The sequence below is a fragment of the Pseudonocardia sp. UM4_GMWB1 genome (genome assembly GCF_017312155.1).
Classification (GTDB): Bacteria; Actinomycetota; Actinomycetes; order Mycobacteriales; family Pseudonocardiaceae; genus Pseudonocardia; species Pseudonocardia alni.
This window is the reverse complement of the sequence record NZ_QJPN01000001.1, coordinates 378,018-398,097: the sequence shown is the minus strand read 5'-3', so window position 1 is coordinate 398,097 and position 20,080 is coordinate 378,018. Positions and strand designations below refer to the sequence as shown.

General features: G+C 74.2%; 17 protein-coding genes. 6 read left to right on the top strand and 11 right to left on the bottom strand.

The features are described 5' to 3' along the window. Positions 1 to 76: 76 nt before the first annotated feature. Both DMP15_RS02010 and DMP15_RS02005 read right to left on the bottom strand, forming a co-directional pair. Complete coding sequence (locus tag DMP15_RS02010) at positions 77 to 1,981, bottom strand: glycosyltransferase (RefSeq protein WP_337825388.1); 1,905 nt, start codon at positions 1,979 to 1,981, stop codon at positions 77 to 79. Positions 1,982 to 2,036: 55 nt separating this feature from the next. Beyond that, entirely contained in the window at positions 2,037 to 5,261 is a 3,225-nt protein-coding gene (locus DMP15_RS02005; protein ID WP_337825387.1) for an arabinosyltransferase domain-containing protein, read from the bottom strand. Between the two features lie 329 nt (positions 5,262 to 5,590). Between DMP15_RS02005 and DMP15_RS02000 the strand changes: the two genes are divergently transcribed. The 3 genes from DMP15_RS02000 to DMP15_RS01990 all read left to right on the top strand — a co-directional run bounded on the left by DMP15_RS02000 (position 5,591) and on the right by DMP15_RS01990 (position 9,380). Then, positions 5,591 to 7,744: an acyltransferase family protein gene (locus tag DMP15_RS02000; protein ID WP_337825386.1), complete on the top strand. Its 2,154-nt coding sequence runs from the start codon at positions 5,591 to 5,593 to the stop codon at positions 7,742 to 7,744. 288 nt (positions 7,745 to 8,032) lie between these two features. Continuing rightward, entirely contained in the window at positions 8,033 to 8,719 is a 687-nt protein-coding gene (locus DMP15_RS01995) for a hypothetical protein (protein WP_073573806.1), read from the top strand. Between the two features lie 10 nt (positions 8,720 to 8,729). Continuing rightward, on the top strand, positions 8,730 to 9,380 hold the full coding sequence (locus DMP15_RS01990) for a nitroreductase family protein (protein WP_062404007.1): 651 nt from the start codon (positions 8,730 to 8,732) through the stop codon (positions 9,378 to 9,380). Positions 9,381 to 9,394: 14 nt separating this feature from the next. Here the strand turns inward: DMP15_RS01990 and DMP15_RS01985 are convergent, their stop codons facing one another. Beyond that, the gene (locus tag DMP15_RS01985; RefSeq protein ID WP_073573807.1) at positions 9,395 to 10,150 is read right to left on the bottom strand and encodes a decaprenylphospho-beta-D-erythro-pentofuranosid-2-ulose 2-reductase; all 756 of its coding nucleotides are present in this window, start codon (positions 10,148 to 10,150) and stop codon (positions 9,395 to 9,397) included. A 20-nt stretch (positions 10,151 to 10,170) separates the two neighbouring features. Next, a complete protein-coding gene (locus tag DMP15_RS01980; RefSeq protein WP_179761412.1) occupies positions 10,171 to 11,577 on the bottom strand; it encodes an FAD-binding protein in 1,407 nt (468 codons plus the stop codon). Between the two features lie 52 nt (positions 11,578 to 11,629). Here DMP15_RS01980 and DMP15_RS01975 point away from each other — a divergent pair, with 52 nt between their 5' ends. Together DMP15_RS01975 and DMP15_RS01970 are read left to right on the top strand one after the other, a co-directional pair. Continuing rightward, positions 11,630 to 13,426 carry a hypothetical protein gene (locus DMP15_RS01975; protein ID WP_337825385.1) on the top strand — a complete coding sequence of 599 codons (1,797 nt, stop codon included), beginning with the start codon at positions 11,630 to 11,632 and terminating at the stop codon, positions 13,424 to 13,426. 17 nt (positions 13,427 to 13,443) lie between these two features. Beyond that, a complete protein-coding gene (locus DMP15_RS01970; protein WP_062399264.1) occupies positions 13,444 to 14,046 on the top strand; it encodes a DUF1707 SHOCT-like domain-containing protein in 603 nt (200 codons plus the stop codon). Positions 14,047 to 14,061: 15 nt separating this feature from the next. On the opposite strand, the gene DMP15_RS01965 is transcribed toward DMP15_RS01970, so the two are convergent. Genes DMP15_RS01965 through DMP15_RS01950 form a run of 4 tightly spaced genes read right to left on the bottom strand, consistent with a single transcriptional unit; the run spans position 14,062 to position 16,593 of the window. Beyond that, positions 14,062 to 14,802, bottom strand: coding sequence for an ABC transporter permease (locus DMP15_RS01965; protein WP_073573810.1), 741 nt, complete (start codon positions 14,800 to 14,802; stop codon positions 14,062 to 14,064). Next, positions 14,799 to 15,671 (bottom strand): ATP-binding cassette domain-containing protein, encoded by an 873-nt coding sequence (locus tag DMP15_RS01960; RefSeq protein ID WP_161151187.1) that lies wholly within the window; start codon positions 15,669 to 15,671, stop codon positions 14,799 to 14,801. The genes DMP15_RS01965 and DMP15_RS01960 overlap by 4 nt, the downstream gene beginning before the upstream one ends. Beyond that, on the bottom strand, positions 15,668 to 15,985 hold the full coding sequence (locus DMP15_RS01955; protein WP_073573850.1) for a transcriptional regulator: 318 nt from the start codon (positions 15,983 to 15,985) through the stop codon (positions 15,668 to 15,670). The genes DMP15_RS01960 and DMP15_RS01955 overlap by 4 nt, the downstream gene beginning before the upstream one ends. Continuing rightward, on the bottom strand, positions 15,982 to 16,593 hold the full coding sequence (locus DMP15_RS01950) for a hypothetical protein (protein ID WP_073573812.1): 612 nt from the start codon (positions 16,591 to 16,593) through the stop codon (positions 15,982 to 15,984). The genes DMP15_RS01955 and DMP15_RS01950 overlap by 4 nt, the downstream gene beginning before the upstream one ends. Before the next feature lie 160 nt (positions 16,594 to 16,753). Between DMP15_RS01950 and DMP15_RS01945 the strand changes: the two genes are divergently transcribed. Next, positions 16,754 to 17,209 (top strand): GtrA family protein, encoded by a 456-nt coding sequence (locus DMP15_RS01945; protein ID WP_179761409.1) that lies wholly within the window; start codon positions 16,754 to 16,756, stop codon positions 17,207 to 17,209. Between the two features lie 22 nt (positions 17,210 to 17,231). Here the strand turns inward: DMP15_RS01945 and DMP15_RS01940 are convergent, their stop codons facing one another. The 3 genes from DMP15_RS01940 to wzt all read right to left on the bottom strand — a co-directional run bounded on the left by DMP15_RS01940 (position 17,232) and on the right by wzt (position 20,075). Continuing rightward, a complete protein-coding gene (locus tag DMP15_RS01940; protein ID WP_179761408.1) occupies positions 17,232 to 17,573 on the bottom strand; it encodes a hypothetical protein in 342 nt (113 codons plus the stop codon). 847 nt (positions 17,574 to 18,420) lie between these two features. Then, a complete protein-coding gene (gene glfT1, locus DMP15_RS01935; protein WP_161151191.1) occupies positions 18,421 to 19,326 on the bottom strand; it encodes a galactofuranosyltransferase GlfT1 in 906 nt (301 codons plus the stop codon). Next, complete coding sequence (gene wzt, locus DMP15_RS01930) at positions 19,323 to 20,075, bottom strand: galactan export ABC transporter ATP-binding subunit Wzt/RfbE (RefSeq protein ID WP_062399276.1); 753 nt, start codon at positions 20,073 to 20,075, stop codon at positions 19,323 to 19,325. The genes glfT1 and wzt overlap by 4 nt, the downstream gene beginning before the upstream one ends. Positions 20,076 to 20,080 lie beyond the last annotated feature (5 nt).

Sequence of the window (20,080 nt, the reverse complement as noted above, 5' to 3'; positions counted from 1 at the left end):
GCTGCAGCGGGTGTGGACGACCGCGGAGCGGTGTGGATGCCGCGGAGCGGTGTGGGTGCGGTGGAGCAGGTGAGGGTCAGCGCGCGTCGTACAGGCGGGCCCACGTCTCGCGGGAGGTGAGCCGCGGCTCCGCGGCCTTCCACTCCCGGGCGACCTGCGGCCCCTCGTTCCACAGCCGGCGCACCGTGTGCACCCCGCGGGTGGTGAGCTCGCGCAGCCGCTCCTGGTCGCGGGTCCGGATGCGGACGCCGTTCTCGGCCATGTCGGTGACGATCGCGCGCTCGAACAGCGACACGTGCCACCAGTGCGCCTCACCGGCCGGGACCATCCCGGAACGGAACGGCACCCGCCCGGTGGCCTGCAGCAGGGCGCGCTTCACCCAGGTCCGCACGATCTTCGACGGCTTGCCCCCGGCGAGGCGCACCACGGACTCGCGCACGTCGAGCCCGGCCTCCGCCAACGGCACGGCCGTCGTCTCGGGGTAGGCGGCGCGGATCCGGCGGATCTCCGCCGCCGCGGAGGCGGAGCCGTCGTTGAGGACCGAGGGGCCGCGCAGGAAGTCCTCGACCGCCGTCAGCAGCGTCGCGGCCAGCCCGTACTGCATCGCGACCAGGTACTGGGCCAGCAGCTCGACGACCGTCGCGGACACCGTGCGCCGGTCGAAGCCGGTCCGCAGGGCGGCGGTGATCAGGCCGTTGCGCTGGTTGAAGTAGCGGTGCCACTCGTCCCAGTCCTTCCAGCCGAAGTCGGCGTGCCACACGCCGGCCCCGGGCAGCGACACCGTGGCGAAGCCGCGCTCGCGGGCGCGGTAGCCGAACTCGACGTCGTCCCACTGGAAGAACAGCGGCAGCGGATAGCCGATAGCCCGCACGATCGGTGCGGGGATCAGGCAGGACCACCAGCCGTTGTACTCGGTGTCGACCCGCTGCTCCTGCACGATCGGCAGCAGCCGCTCGTCGCGGCCGAGGAGGAAGCCCTCCTCCAGTGCACCGGGCACGGGCCTGCCGACGCGGAGCTTCTCGGGCTCGGCGTACTCGGCGGTGATGTGGACGTGCCCCGGGTGCAGCAGGTTCAGCATCTGCCCACCGACGATCGTCGGCGCGGTGGTGCAGGCGGCGAACCCGGTCAGCCGGACGACGATCTCCGGGTCGAGCAGCACGTCGTCGTCCATGAGCAGGACGTCGTGGTCGTCGGCCGGGTCGCCCGCGGTCGCCTCGTACAGGCCGCGGGTGAAGCCGCCCGCGCCGCCCAGATTGGGCTGGCGCTGGTAGGCGAGCCGGTCGCCGAACGCGGCCGCCAGCTGCGCGAACCGGTCGCGCGACTCCAACGGGTCGCTGCCCTGGTCGACCACGCGGACGCATCCGACGCGGGCCAGTGCGGCCGGGTCGTCGAGCAGCGCCTGCAGCGTGTTCAGGCAGTCCTCGACGCGGTTGTAGGTGCAGATCGTGATCGAGGTGGGCCGCGGCGGGCGGGGCACCGCGACGGTCCACTCGACGTCGGACACGGTCAGCGTGCCGGTGTCGGTCGCGAACTCCAGCCAGAGTCCGCCGCCGTCGACGAAGCGGTCGATCGCCCCGGTCAGCTCGACCGTGGTGCTCCCGGTGGCGTCGACCCCGGTGGTGGCGACGGCACGGGCGACCTTGTTGGTGTCCGAGGCCATCAGCCACACCCGGCCGCGGCCGGCGGCGCGCAGCGTCACCCGGACCTCGGGCACCGCGGTCCAGCGCTGCCAGTAGGTGGCGTGCAGCCGCCCCCAGTAGGTGTTGGTGGTGACGTGGGTGGCCGGGACCAGCTCGATCAGGTCCCGCTCGCGGCGGGCGGCGCCGCGCAGGACCTCGGCGTAGAGGTCCTCGGGCACCAGGTGCGTCGGCCCGGTGAAGGGGCCACGCTGCACGACCAGCCGTCCGGGGCGGGTCCCGCCGGCGGGGTCGACGGCCGGGGCGGGCTCGCCCCCGCGGAGGGGCCGGGCGGTGTCCAGCATGGCTCTCGCTCTCGCCTCACTTCTCGGATCGGACATCACGGAGTCTGCCGGGGCCTCAGCCCGGCAGCGGCGTCGGGTCCGGCGACGGAGCCCCGGCCTGCCCGACCTGCTGCCAGCCCCACAGGGTCCGGTCGCCCTCCTGTACCGGGGCCGGGACCGCCCGCGGGTCGTAGGGCTCGACGAGCCGGACCTGGCCCCAGTCGAAGTCCCAGGCACCGGGCAGGTAGGTCGGGACGTAGCGCTGGGCGGCGGTCCGGAGCAGCCAGCCCTGCGGGCCGCCGAACCGGCTGCGGCCCCACTCGTCGGCGACGGTGCGCTGCTGCGGGTCGGCGAGCATCCGGAACACCGGCACGTCGGCGATGCCCCGGTGCACGCCGAAGCGCTGCACGCAGGGGTGCACGAACGACGTCGCCCAGTCCAGGTACGCGGTGCCGCGGGCGGCGATCGTGGTCAGCGGGGTCAGCCGCGGGACCCGGGGCTGGGCGACGGCGACCCACGACCCGGTCCCGATGCCGCGGTCGGACACGATCACCCGCACCCGGTCGGCGTCGGCGGCCGGGCGGCCCGCCAGGTCGACGCGCAGGTCCCGCCACGCCTGGCCGCCCGATGCGCCGCCGGAGTAGTCCGACGTGCTGCTGACGGCCCCACCGGGCTCGATCTCGTCGACGACCGCGCCGTCGCGGGCGAACTGCAGGGTCACGGTGTTGCCGCCGCCGATCGTCCCGGCGACGCCGAGCACCAGCGGCGCGGAGCCGTCGCGGGCCGCGGCGGGCAGCGCGTGCCACACCGAGCGGTAGTCGCCGACGTTCTCCGGGTCCGGCGACCAGCTGCCCATGACCGGCCCACCCAGCGGGCCGGTACCGGTGACGCCGGGCCGGTCGTCGCCGTCGCCGCTGTTGTCGCGCAGCGACCCCGGTCCGGTCGGGGGCAGGCCGTCGGGCGTGACGCCCTCGGCCAGGGGACCGGGGTCGGGGACACCGGCCGGTTCCGGCGCGACGGGCAGCACGTTCGCGGCCGGGTCGGTCTCGACCTGGATGCGCCCGGCGAGCCCACAGCGCGACCCGGTCGGGTCGGTCAGGACGTCGGCGCCCAGGGAGTAGGAGCCCGCCTGCTTCTCCATGCCCTTGGCCAGGGAGGCGACCTGGAACAGCACCATGAACGCGCAGATCACCGCGATCGGCGCCGACCCGAGCCGGACGGCCTGGACGGTCCCGATCCGGCCGCGCCGACGCCCGAGGGTCCGCCGGACCGGGCGCGGCACCCCGGAGGTCGAGCGCAGGTGCTCCACCCCGGCGACGACGAGCGACAGGAACGCCAGGACCAACAGCACCGTCGTCGCCTGGATCCCGCTGACCGACACCGGCTTGTCGAACCACGGCACGCCCCAGTTCGAGACGTACCACCAGGTGTTCGGGCCGCGGAACGCCAGACCGGTCACCGCGAGCACCGCGCCGAGGAACAGCGCCTGGTTGCGTCGCGAGCGCAGCACACCGGTGCTCGTCGCCAGCGCGGCCAGCGCCGCGACGCCCGAGGCGAGCGCGGCGAACGCGCCGAAGTGGTGCGTCCACTTCGTGGGGGTCAGGGCCAGCACCGCGAACGACAGCGCGGTGCTGGTGAGCAGTCGCCGGGAGAACCCGAGCGCGGCGCCCGGGATGCGGCCGCGGCGCAGCAGCACGATCGTCGAGACGATCATGCACAGCCACAGCAGGAGGACCGGGAAGCGGCGTTGCAGCGAGCCGTCGCGGCTGTCGCTGAACAGCAGGTCGTAGCGGGCGAGCTCCTGGTACCAGGGCAGGTTCGGGCCGATGTCCTGGCGGACCCGGGTGGCCTCGGCGACGGTGGCGAGGGTCTGGTCGCCGAAGACGGCGGTGAGCACGATCAGACCGGCCGCGAGCAGCGGGCCGAGGGTGGCGGCCCACCCGGTGGTGCGGATCCGCTCGGTGAACAGCCGCAGCAGCGGCCGGGCCGCGGCCAGGAACGGGGCCAGCGCGATGAGACCGGTCGGCGTCGCCGCGACGGCGAACGCCCCCGCGACGAGTGCCCCCGCGACCGGCAGCAGCCGCCGGGTGGCCAGGGCGCGCTCCAGCATCACGAACGACACCAGCGCCGCGATCACGACGACGGTCTCCGGGCGGAGCCCGTTGTTGAACGGCAGCCAGAAGCACAGGAACACCCCGGCTGCGGCCCAGCCCGCGGAGCGGCTGCGCCGGACCCGGGTGCCGAGGCGCGGCAGCAGCGCCCGGCTGATCAGGAACCACGACGCGACGCCCATCGCCAGCGCCGGGACGCGCAGCCACAGCACCGACTCCGAGACCCCGCTCCACAGCGAGTACAGCTGGTAGAACCAGCCGAACGGTGCCTCGGGGACGTCGAACCAGCGGTGGTAGTTGCCGATGTAGCCGGCGGTGTCGTTGCCCCGGGAGATGTCGAGGATGTAGCCGTCGTCGCTGGTCATCGACCCGATGAGGGCCCACACGACCAGCACGCCGACGACGACGGCGTCGCGCAGGTCGTCCTGCCCGCGCAGCCGGCGCGCCAGCCGGCGGCCGTGCACGACGCGGCGGGCGTCGGCGTCGTCGATCCGGCGCAGGAAGAACAGCGAGCCGAACAGCGCGACGATCGCGACACCGCCCGCGACGAGCTTGAGCGTCGAGGCGTCGGTGTCGTAGCGGTTGTCGGTGTCGAACCGGACGCTCGTTCCGCCCATCGGGTCGCGGGCCGCGTCGAGGTCGGAGTGGATCCCGGTGAGCTGCGGACGGCCGTCGCCGGCGAACTCGTAGAGCGTGGCCCCGCCCAGGGTCGCCGTCGTCGCGTCGAAGTCCGAGGTGAACGTGAGCGCGCAGGGCGCGCCCGGCGGGGGCAGCGGTGCGGTGGCGATGCGCTGACCGCGGTTGTCGAGGGTGACCACCCCGTCGGCGACGGCGATGCGCAGCCCGACCGTGCCGCCGTCCGGGGCGCCGGTGGGTGTCGTGGACAGCACGGTCGCGCGGCCGGACCCGCGGTCGTCGAGGCTGCGGATCGCGTCGCAGCCGATCGTCGCGGTCAGGCTCTCCGGCCGGTACGCGACCAGGGGGGCGTTCAGCGGCGCGGTGCCGGTCGTGGCGTTCGGCCAGCTGACGGTCGCCGTGTTCTGCACGACCGGCAGGAACGGGATCGCCAGCGCCAGCACCGCCGAGAGCAGGCCCAGCGCGGCGGCGAGCAGGCGGTCGGTCGGACGCGACCGGCGGTCGGTGGGGCCGGATCCCGGACGGGGATCCGCCTCCGTGTCGGCGGTCAGCACACGACCGAGGCTAGACGCCACCCGGTGATCAACTGTGATCCCCCCGTGACCCCGACCGTCCACCCGTCCGGCGTAGTCCACCCACCCGGGGTCTCAAGGTCGGTCACTCCGGGTTTCGATCACGTTGAGTGATCAGCTGCGACATTCGGGCACTGTTCGGGTGTCACCGGTGACGGTGGTGATCTCGCCTCGTTGGCCCCGGTGTGAGCATCTGCACCGATTCGCGAGCGACGGCCGACGACCCGGCCACCGCCGCGTCCGCCGCCGGCGGAACCACTCCCGGACAGGGGGGTTCGTCCGTCCGATGTGGAGGCAACGGTGGCGGTGAGGTGCTCGCGCTGACGGGGCTGCGTATCGTCGCCGCGCTCTGGGTCGTCGCGTTCCACTTCCACTTCACCCCGATGGCGGGTGTGGAGACGGTGAACGGTTGGCTCGGACCGCTGATCACACAGGGTGCGCTGGGCGTCGACCTGTTCTTCGTCCTCAGCGGCTTCGTCATCGCCTGGACCTACCTCGACCAGCTCGGTCCGCGGCTCCGACTCCGGGACGCGGGCGGGTTCGTGTGGGCCCGCGCGGCGCGGATGTGGCCCGCCTACGCGGTGGTGTTCCACCTCTTCGGCGTGTGGCTGGTGGCGCGGCTGCTGTTCGGGTCGACGACCGACGTCGCCTACCAGGCGGTGCAGCCGTCGATCGGCGTCGGCGCGTGGCTCGAGCAGCTGTTCCTGGTGCAGATGTGGGACGAGCAGTACCTCGACGGCGCGTCCTGGGTCGGCCCGACGTGGTCGATCAGCGCCGAGTGGCTGGCGTACCTGCTGTTCCCGCTGCTGGCGCTCGGATTCTTCCGGCTGCGGAACCTGCCGTTCGCGGTGCTGGCGGCGGGGTCGCTGCTGTGCACCGCGCCGATGGCGGCCGCGTTCCTGGTGGTCGGCTCGCCGTACTACCCGTACAGCTGGCTGGTCCGGATCCTCGGCGGGTTCTCCGCCGGTGTCCTGGCGATGCTGGCCGTGCGGCGGCTGCGCGCCACCGAGCGGGTCCGCTCCGCGGCCTCGGCGACGGCGACGTCCACCGTCGCCGCGGTGCCGTTCGTCCTGCTGGCGGGGTCCGTCGTCGGCGGCGGCCTGCACGGCCTGGCCGTCGTCGCCTTCCCGGTCCTGGTCGGAGCCCTCGCGCTCGCCGACCGCGGACCGGTGCACCACCTGCTGACCCGTGGCCCGATGGTGCACGGAGGGCGGATCTCCTACGCCCTCTACCTGGTCCACATCCCGATGTTCGAGATCTTCTGGTTCCTGAGCGACTCCGGTGTCCTCCCCCGCGGCGGGGAGACGGGGCACCTGATCGCGCTCACCGTCTTCGTGGGGACTCTGCCCGTGGCACACCTGCTGTACTCGCTCGTCGAACGTCCCGCGCGCCGGTGGATGCGGGGCCGGGCCCGGCCCACCCCCGAGGCCGTCGAGGCGGTCGTCGCCCCCGACCCGGTCCCGGCCGCCCGCCGCGTCGTGGCCAACGACGAGGCGCGCCGTGACCCGGAGACCTCCGTGCTGCCGATGATCACCGACGAGCCGGTGACCTCGGTGCTGCCGGTCGTGTCTGCCGCCCCGGCCACCGCCGATCCCGCCGCAGCGGCTGCGGCCGTGTCCGCCCGGCGGGTGGCGCGGCGGTCCGTGCCGTCGCAGCCGTCGGCCCCGGCGCAGCCGTTCGCGCCGGCCCAGCAGGGCGACGTGCCCTCGGTGACGGAGGCGCTTCCGGTGGTCCGCCGCCGCTCGGCGGGCCCCGCCGTCGCCACGACGTCGGGCTGGACCCCCACCACGGCGCCGGAGCAGGCCCCGGCGGACGACGCGCGGACCGCCGCCCTGCCGGTCGTCCCGCCCGTCGCGGCCCCGTCCGCGCCGGTCGCCGAGCCCGAGCCCACCGCCCCGGCGTCCGAGCCGGCCCCTGCCGACCCGATCGTCGTCCCGGCGCCCGCGCTGCCCACCCGGGCACCGCGACGCCCTGAGGCCGATCCCGCCGACGTGCCCGCCGCGGCCGAGATCGACGTCCCGGCCCCGGCCGGTTCGGCCCGCTGGGTGCTCGAGCGCCTGGCCGCGGCCCGCGCCGCCGACTTCGACGGCGCCGGGCACAGCGACCTGTCCGCCGACCTCGTCGCCGTCGCCCGGATGCGCAGCGGCGGCGCCGGCACCGGCGGGGACCTGTTCACCCCGGTCGTCGAGGGCACCGGCACCACCACCGGTGTCGACCGGATGGAGCGGCTGCGGTCGCTGCACATCGCGGCCCGCGGTCTCGCCGACGACCGCGGTGTCGTCCCGGCACCGCGGGCGATGCGCTCCGCGTCGGCGCTGCCCGGCACGCGGACCGGCGCCGAGAACTGCGGGCGGGCCGGCCGTCGTCGCGACGACGCACACGCCAGCGCCGCGACACCGATCGTCGCCGCCTCCGGTGCCGCCGCGGCCCGTCGCCGCCGGAAGAAGCCGGCTCACGGGGCCTGAGACTCCGCTGGGGAGCGGGTGACACGGCCGTGCCCCCGGACCACCACCATGGTCCGGGGGCACGGTCGCGTCCGCCGACCCGCGCGGGATCCGGTCCCGCGGGACGGGGAGACCGGCGGTGCCCGCCCTGCGGTGGTCCACGCACCGGGGAGTGGTCCGGTGCCGCCGCATCCCGGTGCCCGGGACGTGACGCAGGTGCCCGGACACCGCGGCCCGCCGCGTCGGTGACAATGGACGGGCCCGCCCGTCGCGACCAGGACGGGTCCCGCCCACCGACGCGATGGACCGATGATCCCCACGACCCCGCCCCTCGCCGACCTGCCCGAGCCCGCCGGTGCCACACCGCCGGAGCGGGCCGCACTGCACTGGTACCTGCGCCTGGCCCGCCACCACCTGGGCCGCGGCCCCTACCTCGACGTCGCCGGTGCCGGCGGGGTCCTGCTCGCCGGGCTGGCCCGGCTCGGCCCGGTCTCGGGGCTGGCCGGCTCGGAGGACGAGGCCGGGGCGATGCGTGCGGGCGCGCCGGGATGCCCCGTGCACCTGACCCCGGATGCCCTGCCGGGGCCGGTCGCGTCGCTGACCGCGGTGGAGGTGCTCGACCGGCTCCCCGACGCGGCGCTGGCCGGTGACCTCGGTCCGGGCGGCTGGTTCCGGGCGCTCGAGCCGGGCGGGCGCGCACTCGTCGTCGCCGCCGACGCCGAGGGCCGCGGCCGGGAGCTGGCCGGTGCCCGCTGGGTGCCGCCCCGCGTCCCGCGCGGGCACCTGCGGATCCGGGAGATCCTCGTCGACGCCGGGTTCGAGATCGTCCGGGAGGGCTCCGACGGGCTGACCCGCGGCCCCTACGGCGGTGTCCCCACCTGGGCCGACCCGCGTCTGGCCGCGACCCGTGCGCAGCGGTCCGCGGGACGCCTCACGTGCGAGGCGGGCGCGGGGGAGCGCGCGGTGATCATCGCGAGGAGACCGGCGGCGCCGTAGCGTGCAGGGCATGAGCGATGTGCTGCCCCTCGGGCCCGACGAGCTGCTCACCACCACCCGATCGGTCCGCAAGCGCCTGGACCTGGAGCGTCCGGTCCCGCTGGAGGTGGTCCGGGAGAGCCTCGAGGTCGCTCTGCAGGCCCCGAGCGGCTCCAACCAGCAGGGCTGGCACTGGCTGGTGCTCACCGACGCCGAGAAGCGCAAGGCCGTCGGCGAGTACTACCGGAAGGCGTTCACCGCCTACCGGAACTCCTCGCAGTACCCGACGACCCGCTCCCACGGCGACGCCGACCGCGACGCCACCCAGCTCCGCGTCGCGGACAGCGCGCAGTACCTCGCGGACCGGATGGGGGAGGTCCCGGTGCTGGTCATCGGCGCGATGAACGCGAAGGCCGAGCTGCCGGCGTCGAACCAGGCCGGGATGTGGGGGTCGCTCCTCCCGGCCGCGTGGAGCCTGCAGCTCGCGCTGCGCGCCCGCGGCCTGGGCAGCGCCTGGACGACGCTGCACCTGCAGTACGAGAAGGAGATCGCCGAGCTGCTGGGCATCCCGGAGAACGTGCGGCAGGGCGTCCTGCTGCCGGTCGCGTACTACACCGGCGACACGTTCAAGCCCGCGAAGCGCCAGCCGCTCGACACCGTCCTGCACGTCGACGGCTGGTAGGCCGCCCCCCCGGATCAGATCGGGAGTCTGCGGAAGATCGGCCGGGGCACGTGGCGCAGGGCGCTCATCACGAAGCGCATCGGCGCCGGTGCCCACACCAGCTCCTTGCCCGTCCGCACCGCGTCGACGATGACGTCGGCGACGGCCTGCGGGGTGGTCGCGAGCGGTGCGGCGTCGAGGCCCTCGGTCATCTTCGAGTGCACGAAGCCGGGCCGGACGATCGTCACGGTCACGCCGAACTCGCGCAGCGCCTCGGTCAGCCCGGTGTAGAACGCGTCCATCCCGGCCTTGGTGGAGCCGTAGACGAAGTTCGAGCGGCGGGCCCGCTCCCCGGCGACCGAGGAGATCGCGACGAGCGAGCCGTGGCCCTGCTCGCGGAACCTCTCCGCCAGCGCGACCCCGGTGGAGACGGTCGCGGTGTAGTTGACCTGCGCCAGCTCGACGGCGTGGTCGACGTCGGTCCAGGCCTTCTCGTTGTCGCCGAGCAGCCCGAACGCGACGACGGCGACGTCGATGTCCCCGCCCGCGAAGGCCTTCTTCACGACCTCGGGGTGGGTCTCGATGCGCGTGGCGTCGAACTCGATGGTCTCCACGCCGCACCCGAGCGCCTCGAGCTCGGCGCGGGCGGCGTCGAGCCGGGGGCCGGGTCGGGCGGCGAGCACGATCCGCAACGGGCGGTCCGCGGCGAACGCGCGCACGGTGGCCAGGCCGATCTCTGAGGTGCCGCCGAGGAGCAGGATGCTCTGCGGATTGCCGACTGCGTCGATCATGATGGTGCGGGCTCCGGACGTCAGAGGGTCAGTGCGAGGCGGCGGGACATGTCGGAGGCGAAGACGCCGGCCGGGTCGACGCCGTCGCGGATCGCCTTCCACTCGGCGAACCGCGGGTAGCCGGCGGCGAAGGCCTCCGGCGACGTGCGCGACTCCTTCGCCAGGTACAGCCGCCCGCCGGCGGCCAGCACCATCTCGTCGAGCTCCGTGCAGAACCGGGACAGCCCGTTCGCGATCGGGAAGTCGACGGTGATCGTCCAACCCTTCGTCGGGAACGACAGCGGTGCGTCGTTGCCCGCGCCGAAGCGCTTGAACACGTTCAGCCCGGACTTGTGCGGCGACGCCGCGATCTTCTCCAGGATCCGGCGCAGCTCGGTCTCCGCCCCCATCGGGACGACGAACTGGTACTGCAGGAAGCCCTTCGAGCCGTAGACCCGGTTCCAGTCCCCGAAGACGTCGAGCACCTGGTAGAAGGCCGTGATGTTCTGCACCGAGCCGCGCTGGCGCTTCGGTGCCTTGCGGAACCATAGCTCGGAGAACGCCGTCAGCGACAACTTGTTGGCCAGCCCGTTCGGGAAGACGTCCGGGAAGGTCAGCAGCTGCGGCGCGTCGAACTTCAGCGGCTCGGACCGCAGCTTCGCGGGGAGCTGGTCGACGGTCGCGAGCGAGCCGCGGGTCAGCACCGACCGGCCCATCCGGGCGCCGGTCGCGGTGGTGTCGAACCAGGCGGCCGAGTAGCCGTAGGTGTCGTCCGAGCCGTCGGTGAGCAGCTCCAGCAGGCCGTCGAGGTCGTCGGTGCGGTCGGTGTCGACCACGAAGTACGCCGACTCGGTCCGGTGCAGCCGCACCCTGGCCCGCACGATGACGCCGGTCAGGCCCATCCCGCCGACGGTCGCCCAGAACAGCTCCGAGTCCGGCCCGGACGGGGTCAGCTCGCGGACCGAGCCGTCCGCGGTCACGAGCTGCAGCCACTCGACGTGGTTGCCGAAGCTGCCCTTGGTGTGGTGGTTCTTGCCGTGCACGTCGGCGCCGATCGCCCCGCCGATCGTGACCTGGCGGGTGCCCGGCAGCACCGGGACCCACAGCCCGAGCGGCAGCGCGGCGCGCATGAGCTGGTCCAGGCTGACGCCCGCGTCCACGTCCGCGACGCCGGTGTCCGGGTCGATGGCGTGGATCCGGCTCAGGCCCGGCATGTCGAGGACGACACCGCCCGCGTTCTGCGCCGGGTCGCCGTAGGACCGGCCGAGCCCGCGGGCGATCACGCCGCGCTCGCCCGCCGTGCGGACGGTCTCGGCGACGTCCTCGGCGTCGCGCGGGGTGACGAGCTGGGCGATCGTCGGTGCGGTCCGTCCCCAGCCGTGCAGGGAGGCGGTCCGTCGCGCCGGGGCGTCGGTCCTGGTGCTGCTGGGAACGGTCGTGTCCGTCATCGTCGCCAGGGTAGCGAGGACCACCGACGACGACGGGTGCGACCCTGGGCGGGTGCTCGACGAGCGGCAGGTCCGCCTCCCGCTGCCCCCGGAACGGCGCCGGGGCACGACCGCGGGGCTGTACGTGCTGCTCGGGCTCGGCTACCTGCTGGTCTCGCTGTGGCTGCAGCGCCGGGTGCTCGCCGACCCGGGCGGTCTGCTGATCGGGCACGTCACCGCCGACGCCGACATGTTCGCCTGGTGGCTCCACCGGTTCCCGTTCGCCGTGACGCACGGGGAGAACCCGCTGGTCACCGACTGGATGCACTGGCCTCACGGGCTCAACGCGCTGTGGAACACCGCGGTGCCGCTGCTGGCACTGGCGCTCGCCCCGGTGACCCTGGTCGCGGGCTCGGTGACCGCGTTCAACGTCGGGCTCGTCCTCGGCCCGGTCGTGTCCGGACTGGTCCTGGTCGCCGCGCTCGGCCCCTACGTCGGCGCGGGCACCCGCGGCTGGGTCGCCCGCGGGATCGCCGGTGCGCTGTACGCGTTCTCCCCGTTCCATCTGGCGCACGCGATCGCCGGGCACCTCAACCTCACGTGGTCGCTGCTGCCGCCGCTGCTGCTGCTCGTCGCGCACCACCTGTTCGCGCGCGGCCCGCTGCGTCGCCCGTGGCTCGTGGGGGCGCTCACCGGACTCGCGCTGGCCGGGCAGCTCGTCCTCTACACCCAGACCCTCGCCATCGGCGTGATCTTCCTGGTCGTCACCGCGGTGGTGCTCGCGCTGCGGTTCCCACGCCGGGTCCGCGCGCACCTGCCGGGGCTGCTCCGGGCCGGCCTGGCCTGCGTCGGGGTGTTCGTGGTGCTCGGCGCCTACCCGCTGTACCTGGTGCTGGCCGGGCCGAACCGCCCGCGCGGCGCGATCCGCAACGTGCACGCCACCGGCGCGGACCTGGCGAACCTGCTCGTCCCGACGCGGCTGACCGCCGTCCGGGCGGTGCCCGACGGCGTCGACACCGAACTCGGCGGCCACATCGGCGAACAGGGCGGCTACGTCGGCGTCGCCCTGCTGGCGCTGGTCGTCGTCGCGGTGCTGGTCGTACGGTCGACGACGCTGCGGGTCGTCGCCGCGGTCGGGTTCCTGTCCTGGGTCGCCTCGCTCGGCACGAGTGTCGTGCTGCTGGGCGACTACACGGGGATCCCGCTGCCCTGGCTCGGGTTCGCCGAGGTCCCGTTGCTGTCGGAGGTCGAGCCGGTCCGGATCCAGGTGGTGACGGCGCTGTGCGTCGCCGTCGTCGTCGCGCTGTGGGTGGACCGGATGCCGCTCGACACCCCGGCGACGGCGGTCGGTGCCGTCGCCCTGACCGCGCTGGCGGTGGTGTCCTGGCTGCCCGCCGACGCCCAGGAGGTCCGGCCCGCGCCGGTGCCCGCCTTCTTCGCGGGCGGGGCGGCGCCGCTGGGCCCGGCCGACGTCGTCGAGATCTACCCGCGGATCACCGCGGCCTGGGACGACGGTGCGCAGGGCCTGCGCTGGCAGGCCGCCTCCGGCCCCGCGTTCCGCATCCGCGGCGGCTACTTCATCGCCTCCGATCCCGAGGACGACGTCGCGATCCAGTCCCGTTGGAACCGGTACCAGATCGGGGCGCAGTGGGTCGCCGACGGCAAGAACGACCCCAGCGACGACTACACCGCCGCCGCCCACCGCGAGCTGCGCGACCTGGGGATCACCGCCGTCGCGTTCGTCCCCGGGTTCGCCGGCGGCGACGAGGCCCGTGCGCTGACCTGGACCCGGCGGGTCACCGGCGACCCCGGCCGGTTCGACGGCGGGGTGTGGCTGTTCCGGCTGCCGGACGCCGCACCCGTCGGATAGGTGTTTACCCTGGTGGGGTGACCGGTGCGCGGCTACCTGGAGAGGGTCGGGAGATCAGGATCTCCGACGCCGACCGCGAGCGCGCCGCGACGCGGCTCAACCGTGCGATGGCCGAGGGCCGCATCTCGGTCGAGGAGCTGCAGGAGCGGCTGTCGGTCGTCTACGGCGCCCGGTTCGGCTCCGAGCTGCTCCCCGTGCTGTCCGACCTGCCCGGGGACCCGCTGGACCTGTCCGCGGACGTCCTGGCCACCCCGGTCGGTCCGCCCACGGTGCTGCGTGGCGGCGTCGGCGGGGTCAAGCGCCGCGGCGACTGGGCGGTCCCGGCCCGGCTGCGGGTGCAGACCTCGCTCGGCGCGGTCCTGCTGGACTTCTGCGACGCGCAGCTGCCCATGCCCGTCGTCGAGGTGGAGCTGGAGCTCGGCGCCGGGTCGGCCCGGCTGCTGGTCCCGGAGAACGCCACCGCCGACGTCGACGGCCTCGTCTCCCAGTACGGCTCGGTCCGCTCGAAGATGCCCAGCCGCGCCGTCCACGGCCGCCCGCACTTCCGCGTCTACGGCCGGACGGCCGCCGGGTCGGTCACGGTGCGGACCCGCTACACCTTCGCCGGCCGCCACTTCTGAGCGCCGGCCCGGGGCTCACCGGAAGCGGCGCCCCTCGTCGCGGCGGTACGCCCAGCCCACCAGCAGCGCCAGCCCGACCGTCCACGCCGCGAACGCGCCCAGCGCCAGACCGCTCGGGACCGGCCCGCCGAGCGACCAGAGCAGCAGGTCACGCGCCCCTCGGGTGGGCAGCACCTCGGTCGCGCGGGCCAGCCAGCCGGGGAACAGCTCCGGCGGCAGCAGCAGCCCGCCACCGAAGGCCATCGGGAAGAACGCCAGCTGGGTCACCGGCAGCGCTGCCTTGGTCGGCAGCGAGTAGCCGATCGCGAGCCCGCCGAACAGGAACGGCAGCCCGGCCACCAGGAGCGTCACGAACGCGAACGGCAGCCGCGCCGGTTCCACGTACGCCGGCGTGAGCAGTGCCCCCAGCACGACCACCGGCAGCATCCCGAGCAGCGCGAACAGCGCCCCGACCGCGAGTCGCCCCAGGACCCGGGCCGACGGCGGCGCCGGCAACGTCCGCAGGTACGGGTCCCACGGCTTCTCCCGGTCGTCGGCCACGCCCACGCCGAAGGTGAACAGGAACCCGCTGAGCACCCCGAAGAGTGCGAGCTGGGCGACCGCGCGGGTCGCGGCGGCCGGGTCGTCGCCCCAGTCGAACGGCAGCACGAAGAAGCACAGGGTCAGGGCCGGGAACAGCGCGGTGGACAGCACCGCGACGGGGATCCGCAGCTGCTCCAGGATCAGGTAGCGGGCGTGCGCTGCGGCGATGCTCACGACGGGCCTCCGGTCAGGGTCAGGAACGCGTCCTCCAGCGACGCCCGGGACACCGACAGGCCGGTGAAGGGCACGTCGTGCCGGACGAGGGTGCGGACCAGCTCGTCGGCGTCGGCGGTGTGCAGGGTGACGTGGTCGCCGTCGCGCTCGGTCCGCTCGACGCCGGGCAGGTCGGGAAGGGTCGCCGCGCGGAAGGACACCCGCCCCACCCGGACGGCTCCGCGGACGGCGTCGACGTCGCCGTCGGCGCGGATCCGCCCGCCCGCCAGGACGACGACGCGCTCGGCCAGCGACTCGATCTCGTCGAGGTAGTGGGTGGTCAGCAGCACCGTCCCGCCGCCGGCGTGGAACGCGCGCACGGTGTCCCACAGGGCGCGGCGGCCCTCGACGTCCAGGCCGGTCGTCGGCTCGTCGAGCAGCACCAGCCGAGGACGGCCGGTGAACGCGAGCGCGAGCGCGAGGCGACGCTTCTGGCCGCCGGACAGCCCGCCCGCCTGGCGTCGTTCCAGCCCGTCGAGGCCGAAGCGCCCCAGCAGCTCACCGGCCCCGACCGGGTCGGGGAAGTGGGCGCCGACGAACCGGACGATCTCCCCGACGCGCAGTGTGTCGGGCAGCCCGGTCTGCTGCGGGGTGGTGCCCAGCGCGACCCGGGTCGCCGCGTCACGCGGGTTCCCGCCGAACAGCCGCACCGTGCCGGTGCCCGGTCGGCGCAGCCCGGACACGAGGTTGACCAGCGTCGACTTGCCCGCCCCGTTCGGTCCGAGCAGGCCGGTCAGGCTGCCGGGCTCCAGGACGAGGTCGACGTCGTCGAGGGCGACGGTGTCGCCGTAGCGGCGGGTCACCCCGTGCAGCTCCACCGGTGCGGTCACGACGGCACCTCCGACGGGTCGGCCGCCGGGTCGAGCAGCGCCCGCAGCGCGGCCGTGTAGTCCTCGAAGGCCCGCCTGCCCGTTCTCGTCAGTTCGACGAAGGTCACCGGGGTGCGCCGCTGGTGGGTCTTGGTGATCGCGACGTAGCCCGCGTCCTCCAGCTTGCGCAGGTGGGTGGACAGGTTGCCCGCGGTCATGCCGAGCAGCTCCTGCAGCCGAGGGAAGGTCATGCGGTCGCCGTCGTCGAGGGCGGCGAGGGTGGCGGTGACCCGCAGCCGGGCCTGGGCGTGGATGACCGGGTCGAGCTCGGTCACCGGACCGCCCGCGCCCGTGTCCACAGCCCGGTGGCGACCAGGGCGCCACCGCCGACGACCGCCAGTGTCAGCGCGTGCCACGGCGCCGGGACGAACGGCAGCGCCGCGCCGAGCACCAGCAGGCCGAGCCCGAGCGCGTAGTCCGGGATGTTGCGCCAGACCGCGGCCCCGACCGCGAACAGGCCGCCGGTGACGAACACGAACAGCGCGGGCATGGCGAACCCGACCGGCGCCCCGAGCCGGCCCAGACCGACCGCCAGCGCGACGACCCCGATCATCGCCACCGGCCACACCCAGCCGTAGAGGGCGCCGTGGAGCTGGCTCGGCCCGGTGACGCCGCGTCCCATCCGGGCGCCGACCAGACCGCTGGCGATCGACCCCCCGGCGATCGCCAGCCCCGTGAGGACGCCCGCGGTGGCCGCGGTGACCGCGCCGGTCCCGTTCGCGAACCAGGCGAGCCCGATGACCGCCCAGGCCGCGCCCCAGATCAGATAGAAGATCCAGTACGGCGGGATCTGCCGGGCCTGCTCACGCTCGATGATCGCGAGCGCGTCGGCGGGTGAGCGCGGCGGCTGGTCGTCGACGTCGGTGTCCGTCCGGTCCTGCATGGTTCCCCCACTGCCAACTGGTTTGCTCTGTCACTAACTTTGTACTGCAAAGTGCATTGCCTTGTCCACGGTCGAGAACGGATCGGCAGCTCGGAGGGGCACGGCCTGCGCTCCGGTGGGTCGACGCGGTCGTTGCGGCGTGCGCCGCTACCCTCGATGGGTGACCGCCACCGAGCCCACCCGGGCCGAGCCCCCGGCCACCGGTCCGGCCGACGGCCCGGCCCCGCGCCTCGGCCTCGTCCGCCAGCTGGGCAGCTTCGTCGCGATCGGTGTGCTCTCCGCGATCGTCGACTTCGGCGTCTACCACCTGCTCCTGAACGCGGGCCTGTGGGTGCCGTTCGCGAAGGGCATCAGCTTCATCCTCGGTACGACGACGGCGTACCTGCTCAACAAGCGGTTCACCTTCACCGGCGCGAACACCGGCGGCCGCGCGAGGTTCGCCGGCTTCGTGGCCCTCTACGGCACGACCTTCGCCGTGAACGTCGGTGTGAACTCCTTGGTCCTGCACCTGCTGCCGCCGCTGACCTACGACACCAGCCTCGCCTGGCTGGTCGCGCAGGGCACCGCCACCGCGATCAACTTCGTCATGCTGCGCTGGGTCATCTTCAAGAACTGACCCTCGTAGGCGTGGCGACCGGTCACGTCGCCCGGCGACCGTCGCACGGGGCGCCACGCGACGCGACGGGGTGCCGTGCGGTTCCGAGACTGTGGGCGAGGCGGGCGACCATGCTGCCGTCGGCGAGGTCGGACCAGACCCATCGCACGACGGTCAGGCCCGTGGAACGGATGAGGTCCTCCCGCCGCTTCTCCTCCCAGAGCACCTCACCGAGATCCTGACCGGGCCGCAGTGGGCGGCCGTACTTGATCCGGCCGTCGAACTCCCCGACCACTCCGTGCTCCGGCCAGGCGAAGTCGGCGCGGAACGGCAGACCTGGAACCTCCCACTGGGTGGCCGGGTCCGGGAGGCTCGCGAGGTACATCCGGAACCGGCTACGCGACTCACCGGGCTCTCGGAGCGGGCGTCTGCCAGCGCGACGACACGCCGTGCCGCGGGGGTACCGACGCGTCCGCCGAACCGGGAGAGCACCTCGGTCAGCTCGTCGACCGTGGTCGCGCCGGGCGGCGGGCGCTCGGACCGTGGCCGCAGCCGGACGTGCTGGTGCAGGGCCGCATCGACCGTCACCAGCGCCTGCTCGGCGGGCACCGTCCGAGCCAGGTCGACGAGTGTCCGGGCCGGCGAGGTGACCAGCAGACCGTCGAGCTCGCGGACGTCGTCGTCCGGTAGCGGAGCCCGGTGCACGGAGGTGCCGTGGCGGTTCCGGCCGCCACCGGTACTGCGTTCCCGTACGGCGTGCACCCGGTCGAGAGGCAGGTTCCAGACCGGGAGCCCGAGGACGAGGGCCGCGGTGACATGGCCGAGGACCGAGCCGGGAGCGAGGTGCGGCGCCGTGGCCCGGGCTCGGAGCAGGTGGGCATGCACCGGCGAGCGCGGTTCGTCGTCACCGAGCCGGTAGGAGCCCCGCCGGACCGGGACGAGCACGCGGGCGCGGACGAGGCGGTCGATCTCGTCGACGGCGAGGCCTGCGCCCAGCAACGCCGACCGGTGCAGGAGCCCGGCCGGATCCGGAGGCACGTGGTCGAGGCGATCCATGCGTCCGAGACTGCCGCCGTACGCCGCCAGCCACCGACATCCCCACCGCCCTGTGGACGAACCTGCCGGTTGTGGACAGGTTCGTGGCGACCCGTCACGTCCCGCGGCGCTCGCCGCGGCGGTCGCCGCACGACGTCACAGGTCGCCACGCCTGATCGGGACTAGTGGGCGATCGGTCAGGGGGCGCGGTGGAACTGCTCGCGGCGGCCCTGGCGGAGCAGGGTCAGCCAGTCGCGGAAGGCGCGCGGGTCGCGTTTCGTCACCAGGAAGTACCAGGCGAACCGCGGCAGCTCCAGGAGGCCGATCCTCCGCATCCCGGGCTGGGACATCAGGTAGCCGCGGTTGCGGTAGGTGTAGTAGCGCTTGACCTCGTCGCCCGGGTCCTGGGCGTGCAGCCGCCCGCCCAGCATCGGCTTGAACTCGTCGGAGCCGTAGGGGTGCAGGTAGGTGGCCTGCAGGGCGGTGCCGAAGGGCAGCCCGGACCGGACCATCCGGCGGTGCATCTCCACCTCGTCGCCGCGGACGAACAGGCGCAGGTCCGGCACCCCGATGACCTCCAGGGTGGAGGCCCGGAAGAGGGCGCCGTTGAAGAACGAGGCGATCCCGGGGAGCAGGTCGTCGGGGCCCAGGGCCGAGCGGGACCGGTGCCAGGTGACGCCGCGGCGCAGCGGGAAGGCGAGGCGTTCCGGGTCGGCCTTGTCGGCGACCACCGGTGACACCGCGGCGAGTCCGTGCCGCGACGCGACGTCGAGCAGCGTGGCGAGGGTGGACTCGTCGGCGGCGTGGCCGTCGTCGTCGGCCAGGAAGATCCACTCCGCGCCCATGGCGAGTGCGTGCAGCATCCCCAGGGCGAAGCCGCCCGCGCCGCCGAGGTTGGACCACGAGGGGAGCCACGTCGTCGGCAGCGGGCAGGCCTCGACCGCGTCACGCGCGGGCCGGTCCGGCCCGTTGTCGACGACGATCAGGTGCGCCAGCGGGTGGGTCTGCTTCGCCATCGCCGCGAGCGAGTCGACGAGCAGCTCGGCCCGGTGCCGCGTGACGACGACGCCGACGACCGAGCCGGGCGGGAGCGGTCCGGTCACGACGGGGTCCGCCCCTTGTAGTGGTCGAGGACCTCGTGCAGCGGGCCGTACTCCTTGATCGTCCCGTGCTCCATCCACAGCGCGGTGTCGCACAGGTCGGCGAGGAACTCGTCGGAGTGCGAGGCGAAGACCAGGATCCCGGAGCGGTCGACGAGCTCGTGGAGCCGGTCGCGGGCCTTGTTCAGGAACTCCGCGTCGACGGCGCCGATGCCCTCGTCGAGCAGCAGGATCTCGGGGTCGATCGAGGTGACGACGCCGAGGGCGAGCCGCACCCGCATACCCGTCGAGTAGGCCCGCAGCGGCATCTCCAGGTAGTCGCCCAGCTCGGTGAAGGCGGCGATGTCGTCGATCCGCGCCTCCATCTGCTTGCGCGTCATGCCCAGGAACAGGCCGCGGATCAGGATGTTCTCGTAACCGGAGATCTCCGGGTCCATCCCGACGGCGAGGTCGAACACGGGCGCGACCTTGCCGCGGACCAGCGAGCGACCGCGGGTGGGCTCGTAGATGCCGGCCATCAACCGCAGGAGCGTGGACTTGCCGGCGCCGTTGTGCCCGACGAGCGCGACGCGGGCGCCCTTGTCCAGGCTGACGGTGATGTCGCGCAGCGCCTCGATGATCGGCACCTTGGCGTCGGTGCCGATCCGGCCGCCCGCCTTGCCGAGGACGGCCTTCTTCAGCGACCGCGTCTTGGCGTCGAAGATCGGGAAGTCGACGGCGGCGCGGTCGATCCGGATACGGGGTTCAGTCACAGAGG